At 59.0% G+C, this 12613-nt stretch carries 9 protein-coding genes and 2 riboswitches; of the genes, 4 read left to right on the top strand and 5 right to left on the bottom strand.

Going from position 1 to position 12613, the window contains the following annotated elements:
- Together ACIGEK_RS19510 and ACIGEK_RS19505 are read right to left on the bottom strand one after the other, a co-directional pair.
- Positions 1-1068: a putative urea ABC transporter substrate-binding protein gene (locus ACIGEK_RS19510; RefSeq protein ID WP_397494914.1), complete on the bottom strand. Its 1068-nt coding sequence runs from the start codon at positions 1066-1068 to the stop codon at positions 1-3.
- A gap of 66 nt (positions 1069-1134) precedes the next feature.
- Positions 1135-1243: riboswitch (guanidine-I (ykkC/yxkD leader) on the bottom strand.
- Between the two features lie 211 nt (positions 1244-1454).
- Positions 1455-2531: a putative urea ABC transporter substrate-binding protein gene (locus tag ACIGEK_RS19505; protein WP_397494913.1), complete on the bottom strand. Its 1077-nt coding sequence runs from the start codon at positions 2529-2531 to the stop codon at positions 1455-1457.
- 54 nt (positions 2532-2585) lie between these two features.
- A riboswitch (guanidine-I (ykkC/yxkD leader) is annotated at positions 2586-2710 on the bottom strand.
- 251 nt (positions 2711-2961) lie between these two features.
- Between ACIGEK_RS19505 and ACIGEK_RS19500 the strand changes: the two genes are divergently transcribed.
- Positions 2962-3417, top strand: coding sequence for a hypothetical protein (locus ACIGEK_RS19500; RefSeq protein ID WP_397494912.1), 456 nt, complete (start codon positions 2962-2964; stop codon positions 3415-3417).
- Between the two features lie 18 nt (positions 3418-3435).
- Here the strand turns inward: ACIGEK_RS19500 and ACIGEK_RS19495 are convergent, their stop codons facing one another.
- On the bottom strand, positions 3436-4362 hold the full coding sequence (locus tag ACIGEK_RS19495) for a LysR family transcriptional regulator (RefSeq protein ID WP_397494911.1): 927 nt from the start codon (positions 4360-4362) through the stop codon (positions 3436-3438).
- A gap of 97 nt (positions 4363-4459) precedes the next feature.
- On the opposite strand from ACIGEK_RS19495, the gene ACIGEK_RS19490 reads away from it, so the two are divergent.
- The 3 genes from ACIGEK_RS19490 (at position 4460) to lapD (ending at position 8857) form a co-directional block, all read left to right on the top strand.
- On the top strand, positions 4460-6247 hold the full coding sequence (locus ACIGEK_RS19490; RefSeq protein WP_397494910.1) for an alkyl/aryl-sulfatase: 1788 nt from the start codon (positions 4460-4462) through the stop codon (positions 6245-6247).
- A gap of 110 nt (positions 6248-6357) precedes the next feature.
- Positions 6358-6609, top strand: coding sequence for a DUF1145 domain-containing protein (locus tag ACIGEK_RS19485; protein ID WP_397494909.1), 252 nt, complete (start codon positions 6358-6360; stop codon positions 6607-6609).
- Positions 6610-6922: 313 nt separating this feature from the next.
- Positions 6923-8857 carry a cyclic di-GMP receptor LapD gene (gene lapD, locus ACIGEK_RS19480; protein ID WP_397494908.1) on the top strand — a complete coding sequence of 645 codons (1935 nt, stop codon included), beginning with the start codon at positions 6923-6925 and terminating at the stop codon, positions 8855-8857.
- Between the two features lie 90 nt (positions 8858-8947).
- Here the strand turns inward: lapD and ACIGEK_RS19475 are convergent, their stop codons facing one another.
- Positions 8948-9286: a tryptophan synthase subunit beta gene (locus ACIGEK_RS19475; protein WP_397494907.1), complete on the bottom strand. Its 339-nt coding sequence runs from the start codon at positions 9284-9286 to the stop codon at positions 8948-8950.
- 72 nt (positions 9287-9358) lie between these two features.
- Positions 9359-12613: cadherin-like domain-containing protein (locus ACIGEK_RS19470; protein ID WP_397494906.1), on the bottom strand; the 3255-nt coding region annotated here is incomplete at its 5' end.

The raw sequence follows: 12613 nt of genomic DNA, 5'->3' as shown, positions 1-12613 counted from the left end.
TTACAGCGTGCCGTCAGCCGCCATCTGCATATAGCTGGGGTCGAAGCGCAGCTTGAGGTTGCCGGTGTCACCGGTGATCACGCCCTTGGCGAAGCCCATGCCGATGGCCTCGGCACTTTGCGCGCCTTCACCGAGCAGGCCGTGGCCGAAGGAGAACTCCGCGACTTTGGTCATGGTGGCGGGCAGTTTCGGGCTGGTGGCAAAGGCCACAGCGTCCTTGGCTGAATAGAACATTTTGGTTGCGGCCAGTTGCGCTTCGTAACCGGCCAGATCAGTGCCGGAGGCCTTGGCCATCTGCTCGCGGGCGGCAATGCCGGCCGGAGTGTCGGCGCTCATGGTGGCCATGATTTCGTACCAGGCACCGGTCAGTGCCTTGCCGAAGGCCGGGTTGTCCTTGAGGGTGTCGCTGTTGACCACCATCAGGTCAATGATCTCACCAGGGATCTGGCTGGAATCGAACACCTTGGTCACGCCAGGCGTGGCTTCAATCTCGGCCAGCAACGGGTTCCAGGTGGTCACGGCGGTGACGTCGCTGGTGGAGAAGGCGGCGACCATGTCGGCGTCGGAGGTATTGACCACGGTCAGGTCTTTTTCGCTGAGACCGGCTTTTTCCAGGCCGCGTGCCAGCAGGTAGTGGGAAACCGACAGCTCGACCAGGTTGACGTTCTGGCCCTTGAGGTCGCCCAGGGTTTTCTTCTCGCCCTTGAGCACGACGCCGTCGTTGCCGTTGGAGAAGTCGCCGATGATCAGCGCGGTGCTGTCCACGCCGCCAGCTGCCGGAATGGTCAGCGCATCCATATTGGTCATGGTGCAGCCGTCGAACTGGCCGGCGCTGTATTGGTTGATCGACTCAACATAATCGTTGATCTGCACCACATCGATGTTGATGTCGTACTTTTTTGCCCATTTCTCGACGATGCCTTCGGCGGCACCGTATTCCCAGGGCATCCAGCCGGCGTAGATGGTCCAGCAAACGCTGAAGTCGGTTTTGGGTGCAGCGTGGCTATTGAGGCTGATGGCGGCAGCAAGGCCGGCGGCGAGCACTGAACACAGACGGGTCTTACGCATGGTGGAACCTCCAGTTCGAAATGGGCGGGCAGGAGTGCGCGGCGGTTTCCCCACGAGTGGGGCGCGTTCTCCCGGGCTTTTATCCCGCCGTGTAACCTCGAAGGAGGTCGCCAACTCTCGGACCAGTCACCCGCAGATCGTGTGATTGCGGATCGGAACCCTAGTCAGCTATTGCAAATTGTGGTGCCGCGATCCCGCCGGAGCGGGTTGTTCCTGCACAACTTGGTTATTGCGAACATCGTGCCATTTCGCTCAGCCCCGCTGACACTGGGTTTCTGCCGCAGCGCCTGCCAGGTACTGCGCCCTGGCGGTGCGTGATGAATCTGCTGTGCTGCATTGCGGGGCGTTGGTTGCGGCTGGCGGCGCAGCAGACTGCAGGCGGCTTTTTAGAGGTTCTTTTCGGCAGCCATCTGCATATAGCTGCCATCGAAGCGCAGCAGGATATTCTCGGCATTGCCCAGGCTGCGTTCACCGCTGAATGCGATGCCTAGCTTGTCCAGGCCCCTGCCGTCGTTACCGAGCAGTTTTTGCTGGTCGGCGAACTGGGCGACTCGCTGCATGAGCTCGGGCATTTTGTTGGCACGGGCAAATGCCAGGGCATAACGCGGCGAGTAGAACGAGCGCAGGGTGTCGAGTTGCTGACTGAAATCCTCCGGCGTGGTGCCGGCGGCGCTGGCCATTTTGGCCTGTGCCGCACGCCCGGTGTCGGTGGGCATGCCCATCAGCCGTTGGGTTTCGAACCAGGCGCCGGTCAGCGCTTTGCCCAACTCTGGGTGCGCGGCAAGGACCTTGCTGTTGACCACGGTGAGGTCGACGATTTCGCCGGGAATCAGGTTGGAGCTGAACACCTGGCTGACCTGAGCCTGCTGCTTGATCTTGGCCAGAATCGGGTTCCAGGTAATCACCGCATCGCCCTGGCCTGCGAGAAAGGCCTCGGCGATCTGCGTGTCAGAAACGTGCTGGATGGTCACATCCTCAGGCTTGAGCAGGGCCCATTCCAGGGCGCGGCTGAGCAGGTAGTGCGATACCGAGTTTTCTACTAAAAGCACCGTCTTGCCTTTGAGATCCTTCAGCGTCAGGCCGGGGCCGCGCAGCAAGATGGCGTCTGCGCCGTTGGAGAAATCGCCAATGATCAGGGCAGTGGAATCCACACCCGCAGCAGCTGGGATGGTCAGCGCATCCATATTGGTCATCGAGCAGGCATCGAACTCGCCGGCGCTGTAGCGATCAATGGAGCCTACGTAATCCGGTACCTCGCTGATTTCGACGCGGATACCGTATTTGTCGGCCCACTTCTGCATGATTCCTTCATTGGCGGCATAGCCCCAGGGCATCCAGCCGGCGAAGATCGACCAGCACAGTTTGAAGGTTTTCGCATCAGTTGCCGCAACGGCCGGTTGCAGCAGCAGGGCGGCGAGCAGGCAGGTGGCAGTCAGGCGGGCGAGCAGGGTGGGTAGTGGCATGGGTAACCTCGGGTCAGTCAGCGGGAACAGGAAAGCGAACAGCAGTGCTGTGCGTTCTCCCGGGCTTTTATCCCGCCGTGTAACCCCATGGCCGTTGCCACTGCTTGAGGTCGTCGACTCTTGGACCAGCCATTCGCTGCAGGCTTGCTCAGCGAACCGGAACCCTAGTCGACCATTGCAGATTGTCTGGCTGCAAGCTGCTTGCCGCCGTACGCATTTCCTTTATGCACAGAACCTTAAGCGAGGACTGTGCCAGGTTGTTCTGGGTCTATCGAATTGAGGGTGTTGGGCCTGCGCTTGAAATAATTTGTCATGAAATCTGCCGCGCAGCACCAACGCACTGCAAGGCTTGTCCCGTTGTCTACTCAGTGGGAGCAATCCCTGGCAGCGACAACGGTCGTTGCCGCACCCGCGGTCGAAGGAGGCCGCTATGTCATACAAATCCATGCTACTGGCGTTGTTGGTTTTGTCGTTAAGCGGTTGTGCGGTCTATGGCGGCGGTAGTGGTTATGGTCATCGTGGCTATGATCGCGGGCCGTCGACTACCTATTATCAGGTACAACGCTACCCGGTTTATGTGGTGCCGCAGCCGCAGCGTTACAGAGCTTACCAGTACGACGGACGCCGCTATGATGAGCACCGTCGTCCACCGCGCTATTACGTGCCGGCTCCGCAGCCGCGCCATTACCAGTCGAACCAATACCAGAAACGCCATGATTACCGCGTGGCGCAACCGCAGGCTGGCTGGGATGGCCGCCGTGAGCGCGACTACTCCCGCAACAATCAGCAGCAGCGCCCGCAGCGTCACGATGCACAATGGCGTGGAGAACGCCGTGGTGATGACCGGCGCGATGAGCGTAAGGGTTGGGAGCGGCAGCGCAACTGACCACCATTTCTAGGCGCGCTACGATCCCGGCGCGCCCTCTAGCTGAAGACCGAAGAGTCGATCTTCGGCCAGTATCTCTTCCCGCATGGCCTGCGCCGCCGGCGACAGGCTATGCCCGGCGCGGCTGATGAGGGCGTAGGCGGATTGCTCGGTCAACGCACCTGCTTCCAGCGGCAGTCGAGCCAGGCGGCCGGTCTGGATATCCTCGGCCACCACATCCCAGGGCGCCATGCTCAGCACATCGCTATCTGCCACCAGGGCTTTGAGCACCATAAAGTTGTCGCACTGAATACTCAGCGGCTGTTCGCGGTCGCTGAGTGCGCGCAGGTTCTGCTCGACCGCTAGCGGTAGTTGAGTGCCCGCAATTGGGTAATCGAGCAGGTCATGCATACCCAGCGTTGGTTGTTCCAGCAGTGGGTGTCCGGGCCGGCAGAACAGCACGCCGCTATGGCGTTGCAGCGGCTCGATGCACAGCGTGGGGTCGTCGAGCAGCTCACGGCTATCGGCGACAAACAGCTCGAGAGCGTCATCCAGCAGACTGCTGCGCAGTTCCAACCAGTTACCAATCTGCAGATTGACCCGCACCCGTGGATAACGCTGCGCCATGCGCCCCAGCGCTCGTGGCACCAAGCGCGCGGCCGGATAGGGGCCAGTGCCCAGGCGCAGCTCACCTGTTTGCAGATTGCCCAGTTGGCTGACGGCGTTTTTCAGTGCGCGGCTGCCGGCCAGTAGACGTTGAGCATGCTCCAGTACCAACTGGCCATGGGTGGTCAGGCTGATGCCGCGGCTGTGCCGGTCGACCAGGTTACAGCCGAGGCTGGCTTCCAGTGCCTGGATGCTGCGGCTCAGGGCAGGTTGGCTGAGGTGTACGGCTTCGGCGGCACGGGCGAAATGGCCGTGTTCGGCGAGGGCGACAAAGTGGCGGAGTTGGCGAAGATCATTCATGCGTTTTTTGCATCGCTATTGGTTTCGGAATGCATTGGAATTATTGACTTCGATTGGCCAATCTTCCAGCACATCCAATAACAATGAGCGTCTGCGCATGTTTTCACTCAATCGAACTGCCGCCGTACTGCTGAGCCTGGCATTGCCATTGGCAAGCCAAGCGGCATTGCCTGAAGAACAGATAACCGCCTCGATCAATCCAGAGCTGGCCGAGCACACCAAGCACTTTACGCAGAAGGTCTACCAGGTGGCCGGCAACGTCTATTCCGCCGTCGGCTGGCAGCTGGGCAACGTGGCGATGATCGAGGCGCCGGAAGGGTTGATCATCATCGACACCGGTGAGGCGGTCAGCGAGTCGCGCAAGATCATGGCCGAGTTCCGCAAGATCAGCGATAAGCCGGTCAAGGCCGTGGTCTACACCCATTTCCACCCGGACCATATCAACGGCGTAAAAGCCTTCGTTACGGAAGAGCAGGTGCGCAGCGGTGAGGTGCAGATCATTGCCCACGAAACCCTGCTGGCCAATGTGGTGGCCCAGGGCGCGCTGGTCGGGCCGATCCTCTCGGTGCGCTCCGGCTATAGCTTCGGCGCCGGCCTGCCGGACAGTGATCACGAGCAGATGAACGCCGGTATCGGCCCGCTGGCCAAGGTCGAGGCCTCAACCTTTATCGCGCCGACCCTGACCTTCAAGGACAAGCTCGACACGCGCATCGCCGGCCTGGACCTGCAGTTTTTGCATGTACCCAGCGAAGCGCCGGACGAGATCACCGTTTACCTGCCCGATAACCGCGTGCTGATCAGCGCCGAAGTTGAGCAGGGGCCGACCTTGCCGAATATCCACACGCTGCGCGGCACCAAGTTCCGCGACCCGGTGGTGTGGGTCGAGAGCCTGGACAAGCTGCGCACCTATAAAGCCGAACATATGGTGCCGCTGCACGGCCGTCCGGTCAGCGGCCAGGATAAGGTCGAGGAAGTGCTGCGCATGACCCGCGACGGCATCGCCTATATCCACGATCAGAGCGTGCGCTGGATGAACAAGGGCCTGACTCCGGACGAGCTGGTCGAGAAGGTCAAGCTGCCGCCACACCTGGCCGGCTACACGCCCTATCTACGCGAGTACTACGGCACGGTGAAACACAGCGTGCGGCAGATCTACAACGGTTACCTAGGCTGGTATCAGGGTGATCCGGTGGCCCTCGATCCGCTGCCGCCGAAAGACAAAGCCGAGCGTCTGATCGCCTTGATGGGCGGCCGTGAAAAACTGCTGCTGGCCGCCGGTGACGCCTACCTCAAAGGCGATTACCAATGGGCCGCTGAGCTTTCCAGCTATGCCATTCAGGTCGACAACGAGGACATGCTGGCCCGCGATATCAAGGCGCGCAGCTTCCGCAAGCTGGGCTACGCCAGCATGAACATCAACTGGCGCAACTGGTATCTGATGAGCGCTATGGAGCTGGAAGGCAAATTTACTGGTGATGAGGTGCAGCAGATGGCGCTGAGCATGCGCAGCGCGTTTCTTTCGGCGGACATGCTGAAGACCTTCCCGGCACGGATCTTTCTGCAGAACTGGATTACCCGTGTCGATCCGGACAAGGCCAATGATGTCGAGCTGACCCTGGGCTTCAGCTTCCCGGATATCGGCGAGGAGTGGGCGCTGGAGGTGCGCCGCGGTGTAGTGCAGTTGCACCACGGCATCCCTGAGGGCACCACGCTTAAGCTGACCCTCGACAAGACGTACCTGGACACCGTGATGAGCGGCGAGAACGGGCTGCTCAAGGGCGCGTTACTGGGCGATGTAAAGGTCGATGGCCGCTTGCTGGATATCAAGACCTTCCTCGGCTGCTTCGATTTCAGCGATGAGCCGATTGCTCTGACGCTGCGGTGAATTTTGCTGCGTCACTCTACCCGACCAAAGTGCGGACGTACTTGAGGCGCTATCAGGGCAGACTGATCAGGTTTTTCACCTGGCTGACTTAGCTGATAAAGGAGTGGCTTATGCATGTTCTGACATTCGCCAAAGGCGCGCTGGCCGCATTCTGGTTGCTGGCGCTGCTTAACCTGCTCTACCCCATGGGCGAGGGTTGGTATCTGGCGGTAAACCTGATTGCCGGCGGCATGCTGCTGGCGCATCTCGGCGAGCTGCTGTTGTTCAAGGCGCGCCTGGTTGGTCAGCCGCAGCCCTGGTTGCAGCGGGTGCAGGTGTTGTTGTTTGGCTTTGTGCATTTGCAGGGGTTGGCCCGCGCCTAAGTTGTTGCTTTTGCCTCCCGATCAACGGTCGCTTACCTGCAACGGGTAATGCGACCGGTATCGCAAACAGCCTGCTCCCCATCGGCGAATTGCCCCCGCAGCGGCTGTGGACATTGTGTTTTGTCCCCGTGCCCCGCACCATGACGGCCGTCGTGCCGACGGCACTTTCCAGTGCCGTGCCTGAGCCTGCCAAGCGCTTGATGCTAACGGGTATCGTCCCGTATCAACCAAGTGCTTGAGCCTGCACCTATCTGTATTGTTGACGCGTAATCGAGCCCGTATTTATCTGCAGTTGGCTCGACAGGAGTGGTTGATGTCGTTGTTCAAGCAGTTGTTTATCGCCATCTGCGTGCTGATGTTGGTGAATTTCACCGGCAGTTTTCTGGTCAGCGTCGAGAGCTCACGCGAACAACAGGTCAACCAGCTCCGCGCCCATGCCCAGGATGCCGCAACGGCACTGGGCTTGTCGCTCAGCCCGCATGTCAACGACACCGCGATGATCGAGCTGATGGTCAGCTCGATTTTCGACAGTGGCTACTTTGAAAGCATCCGTGTGACCGATCCTGCCACTGGCGAGCTGCTGGTCGAACGCAGCGGCGTGCCGGTCAGCGGCGAGGCGCCGCAATGGTTTGCCCAATTGGTCGATCTGGACGCCGCGCAGGGCGATGCAATTGTCAGTGATGGCTGGCGGCAAGCCGCGCAGGTGCAGGTGATCAGCCATCCGCTGTTTGCCGTTAGCAAACTCTGGCAGAGCACCCTGGGCAATCTGCTGTGGCTGACCCTCAGCGGCGTGCTGTGTATTGCTCTGGGTGTGCTGCTGCTCAAGCGTCAGCTGCGCCCGCTGGATTATATGGTTGCGCAGTCCAATGCGATTGCCCGCCGCGAATTTCTCAGCTTACCGGAGCTACCGAAAACTCCCGAGTTTCGCCGGGTGGTCAACGCCATGAACCAGATGGTCGGCAAGCTCAAGGCGCTGTTTGCCGAGGAGGCTGCGCGCAGTGAAGTGCTGCGTGCCGAAGCCTACCAGGACAGCCTGACTGGGCTGGCTAACCGGCGCTATTTCGATTTGCAGCTGCATGCGCGGCTCAACGTTGAGGAGCAGGCCTGCAGCGGCTACCTGCTGTTGCTGCGCGTTAATGACCTGAGCGGCCTCAATCAGCGTTTGGGTGGACAGCGCACGGATCAGTTGCTGGTCAGCATCGCCGAACAGTTGCAGCAGCTCAGCCAAGGCCGTTTTGTTCTGGCGCGCAACCGTGGTGGCGAGTTTGCCTTGCTGGCCCCGGGGCTTGCCCGCAACGACGCGCAACAACTGACCGAGCAGCTTGAGCAGAGGTTGTGCAGCCTGCAGCAGACCGGTGCCAGTGACTGCCTGCCGGTGGCTCACATCGGCCTGACCAGCTTTGCCCCAGGCGCTGCGGAGGATGAGCTGTACCGCGCGTTGGATGCGGCTTTGGCCCTTGCCGCCAGTCAGGCGCAGCCGAGTTGGGCGTTCAATGAATTGGCTGAGCAATCGCTGGCCGTGGACGAGGGGCAAAGTTGGTACAACCTGCTGGATCAAGCGCTGGAGCAGGGGCGTATTCAGTTGTTCTTCCAGCCGGTAGTGGCTGCCGATGAGCCCTCGCGGGTGCTGCACCACAAGGTGCTGGCGCGGGTAATTGATGAGCAGGGCGGGGTGATTCCTGCTGGGCGTTTTCTGCCCTGGGTGGAGCGTTTCGGTTGGGCGGCGCGACTGGATCGGGTCATGCTCGGTCTGGTGTTGACGCAACTGCACAGCCATCAGGCGGCCGTGGCGCTGAGTCTATCCGGCAGTAGCATACGCGACCCACAGACCCTGACGGCGTTGTATGCCCAGTTGCAGCAGCACAGGTCGCTGGGACCGCGCCTGACTCTGGAACTGGATGAAGATCAATTACCTGATCAGGCAGCACTAGAAAGCCTGACCCTGCGTCTACGTAGCCTGGGTTTTGGCCTCGGGTTACAGCACTTTGGTGGACGCTTCAGCATGATTGGCAACCTGGCCAAACTTGGCCTGAGCTACCTCAAGGTCGATGGCAGCTATATCCGTGATATTGATCAGGAAAACGACAAGCGCCTATTTATCGAGGCCATGCAACGCGCAGCCAACAGTATCGATCTGCCGTTGATTGCCGAACGAGTGGAAAGTGAAGGGGAGTGGCAAGTATTGCGTGCCATGGGTATCAATGGCGTACAGGGGCGTCTATTCGGTGAGCCGGGGCCTTGGCGCTAAAAGCGCTATCAGCTTTCTAGGAGCGGGCTTGTTCGCGAACTGCTCTTAGACCGACGCGACAACAGCTCTGAATAGCTGGCCCAATCAGGGTTAGATCAGCCCCGACTCATCGTCGTTGATCAGTCGATGCAAGCCACCCAAGGCGTCTCGTGCCTTGCTACGGCCGACCAGCTTGCTCTGCGCTGCTTCTGGTAGATCGGTAATACGCACCACACCCTTGCGGATCAGCACGGTAATCAAGTCTTCCAGTACCCGGATCATGTCCAAGTCGCTCTGCTTAAGCTGCAGCAGGCTGCTTTCTACCGTTTGGTTGGCGTACCAGGCTTCTGCTTCTTCGCTGTCGGCCAGGAGCTCGCCATCCATACCCTCGAAAGGCGCCGCCTCAACCTGTTGCAAATTGCCCCAGGCATCCCGCTTTACATACAACATCGACCACTCCTTGCCTTGTTGGCCACCCTGAATAAACAACCCCGCTTCCTTATGGTAGCGGGGTTGTGGCCATCAGTTATGATCGATTTTGATCAGCGGGTCGGCACCTGCAATCAGCGAATTGACCAAGTCAGCCTGGCTCAGGTTGCCAGGGTTGATGTTGACCGGATTACCGCCGTTTTCCAGCTTTATCGTGACATCGGCATTGCTGCCGCTAGCGTTGAGTACCCCGGTGCTGCTTATCAATAGAGTGGATGTAGAGGTGTCGACACGCAGATAGTTGAGAATGTTGCCGTCATTTTCGCCTTGCAACAGATCATGCAGATCGATGGTGTCTCGCTCTGCACCGGTCAGGGTGAAGTCCTTGATAACGTCACGTCCGTTGCCCGTATTCAGATCACCGCGTTCCCAGAGGTAAATATCCTTGCCTGTGCCGCCAGTCAGTGTGTCATTGCCAAGACCACCACGCAGAATGTCATCGCCGTCGCCACCGTTGAGGATGTCGTTGCCAGCTTCGCCATTTAGGAAGTCGCTGCCGGTTCCACCATTCAAGGTGTCATCGCCAATACCACCGTATAGATGGTCGTTACCGGCACCACCGTTGAGGGTGTCATTGCCGGCGCCACCATAGATCAGGTCGTTACCATCACCGCCGTTGAGGGTGTCATTACCGTTATACCCACGAATGAGGTCATTGCCCGTTGTACCGGTAAGTGTGTCGTTGCCGGAGGTCGCATTAGTCAGCGTATTAGTGGTTTCACTAACGGTTATGCTGAACGATTGCGAGCTGCTGGTTGTGTGGTTGTTAGCTGTTTCTGTGGCAGTGCCGGTTAGCGTCAGGTTCAACGTACCGGTATAGCCAGCAGGCGGCAGCAGATGCAGGTTGTTCAGGTCGCTGGCAGTCAGCGTCCAGCTGCCGTTGCCATTATCTGTACCTGCGCTCAGGCGTGCGCCTGCAGGAAGACCAGAAAGCACTAGGCCTAAAGTTTCGGAGCCATCCTTATCAGCCAGTTGTGCCGCAAGTGATAGTGCTATCGGTGCACCGTATAGCGTGGCGCTACCACTTTGGGTGAAGCTGGCCTTCGCTAAGGACAGCGATGAGTCCTTGGCCGAGTCACCACCGTTTAGCACCAACCAACTAAAACTGTAATTACCACTTTGCGTCGCGGTATAGCTGAAGCTGCCATTGCTGGTGAGGCTAGGGAATTTGGATTCCGAAGAGTCGACTAGGAAGGTTTCGCGACTGCCATTTGGGCCTGTAACGATGACTACAACCAAATCGTTATAGCCACTCTGTACTTCGTTTGTGAGGTTTTCACCATTGGTAAAGGCGAAGTTCCACTTAACCGTGGTGCCATTTGCCATGTCGTAGTCGGAGTGCGTGACTTTACCGTCAACGACATTGACATTGCCGTTGTGGTTGACATTTGGTCCCGTTGGGTTGAAACGGCCATCCAGGAACCCCGATGTAAGACCCAGCTCTGCTTCCAAGTCAGCTTGTGAGATACCGCTTCCTGCATCGAACGCTGCAGTGTTGATCGCCGTATCGGTGCTGCCAGTCGAGATAACTGTGGCGCCTGGATTGAGTGCGAAAATATTCGCAACTGGCGATAGCAGCGGGGCATCCGCTTGCGGTGTGACCGTCACGGTAACTTGGGAGCTCGAAGTCCCACCCTTGCCATCACTGACGCTGTACTGAATCAGCGCTGTGCCGCTGAAGTTGCCGGTTGGAGTAAAGCTCAGGGTGTTGTCGGCATTGACCACCACGGTACCGTTACTGGCTGTAGCCCCTGTAACGATCAGGCTGTCGCCATCGACGTCAGTATCATTTGCCAGCACGTTAATGGTGACTGGAGTATCTTCATTCGTTGTGGCGCTATCGGCGGCTGCAACGGGCGCATCGTTAACTGCTTTAATGCCAACTGTCACTGTGGCCGAAGATAAGCCGCCTTTGCCGTCACTCACGGTATAGGTGAAGGTGGCCGGACCGTTGTAATTGGCATTTGGGGTGAATACGACATTACCGCCAACCAGCGCGACCGTGCCGTGTGTAGCAGCTTGCACGCTGGTAATGCTTATTGGGTTGCCATCTGGATCAGTGTCGTTACCCAGCAGCGTGGCTGGGCTGATGGTCAGGGCCTGATCTTCGTTAGTTACCAATGCCGGGATTTCATGCTGCAGTGAACTGCCGCCCAGCACACTGTATGAACCGCCTTGAGGACGCAGCTCGACTTTCAGTTGCGCAGCACCACCCTGATCCCAGTAGACAATCTCTATTTGTTGATTGCCACCCTGTGGGACCGTGAAAGTCAGCGATTCTCGAGCTGTTGCGCCCTGGTTGCCGTTGTACTCAGCAACAGTCTGACCATTGATGCGGATGCTATAACCATCATCTGCAGTGACGCGGAATTGATAAGTGCCGGCGGCCAGATTGACGACGCCGCTGAGTTTGACAATGGCATCAGAGGTGTTGCCTGGATCGCTTGACAGGCTTGCCGCATCAACGCCCAAGAAGCTTTGCAGGTTGCTGCCATTACCTAAACCATCATTACTCACTGGTCCGTAGTTCACGTTAGTAGTTGTGAAGGTGGCAGTAGGCGTGTGGCCATTGATGAATGTTTCAACCTGGCTGAGGTTGGTCAGGTTGCCGCCATCGGGACCTTCGTTGTAACCAAAATACTGGCCGACCAGTCCAGAGACCAGGTAGTTGTCATTTACGGCAATCGGATCACTGTTGAGGTTCAAGCTGCCAGCACCGCCCGCGTTCCCTGCGAGGTCGGTGTAGCTGCCCGCAGGTAAGCTGACACTTGGCGAGCCACCGCCCGTTGAAGTGAAGGTTGCGGTCCAAACAGCCGGATTACCCACCGACTGCACCAAGTTGCTGATAGTGCCGCCCGCTGTACTGATATCGCTTGCAGTAAATCCGGTGACCGACTCGCTGAAAGTGAAGGTCAGCGTGGTGGCGTCCCCGACCGAAAGGTTGCTGTCTGTGGTGCTGATAACAACAGTTGGACCGGTGGTGTCACCGACCACAGCGCTGTCCGAGCCCGGTGCCGAGGTGTTGCCGGCGGTATCGGTAACGGTGGCGGTGGCGCTGACGCTCTGGCCATCGGCCGGACGGGTGACATCAAAGGTCACGCCATTGGTGATCTGCGCCTGGGTCAGCACGATCGGGGTCTGGGCCACGCCATTGAGGCTGACGTTCAGGGTATCGCCGACGGCGGCACCGGCCGGCAGTGCGACGCTGACAGTGACGGTGGTGGCGGCGCCCAGTTCAGTGTTGCTGAGGGTGCCGTCGTTGTTGGTGTCGGTGTCGATGGTCACGGT

The organism is Pseudomonas sp. NPDC079086 (assembly GCF_044542155.1).
Taxonomy (GTDB): domain Bacteria; phylum Pseudomonadota; class Gammaproteobacteria; order Pseudomonadales; family Pseudomonadaceae; genus Aquipseudomonas.
This window is presented reverse-complemented; position numbering and strand designations above follow the sequence as displayed.

What these genes read in the sequence shown, in the direction of transcription:
- ACIGEK_RS19485 (WP_397494909.1), top strand. Translation starts at nt 6,358, where the DNA reads ATGCATGTTCTGACATTCGCCAAAGGCGCGCTGGCCGCATTCTGGTTG.
- lapD (WP_397494908.1), top strand. Translation starts at nt 6,923, where the DNA reads ATGTCGTTGTTCAAGCAGTTGTTTATCGCCATCTGCGTGCTGATGTTG.
- ACIGEK_RS19475 (WP_397494907.1), bottom strand. Translation starts at nt 9,286, where the DNA reads ATGTTGTATGTAAAGCGGGATGCCTGGGGCAATTTGCAACAGGTTGAG.
- ACIGEK_RS19490 (WP_397494910.1), top strand. Translation starts at nt 4,460, where the DNA reads ATGTTTTCACTCAATCGAACTGCCGCCGTACTGCTGAGCCTGGCATTG.
- ACIGEK_RS19495 (WP_397494911.1), bottom strand. Translation starts at nt 4,362, where the DNA reads ATGAATGATCTTCGCCAACTCCGCCACTTTGTCGCCCTCGCCGAACAC.
- ACIGEK_RS19500 (WP_397494912.1), top strand. Translation starts at nt 2,962, where the DNA reads ATGTCATACAAATCCATGCTACTGGCGTTGTTGGTTTTGTCGTTAAGC.
- ACIGEK_RS19510 (WP_397494914.1), bottom strand. Translation starts at nt 1,068, where the DNA reads ATGCGTAAGACCCGTCTGTGTTCAGTGCTCGCCGCCGGCCTTGCTGCC.
- ACIGEK_RS19505 (WP_397494913.1), bottom strand. Translation starts at nt 2,531, where the DNA reads ATGCCACTACCCACCCTGCTCGCCCGCCTGACTGCCACCTGCCTGCTC.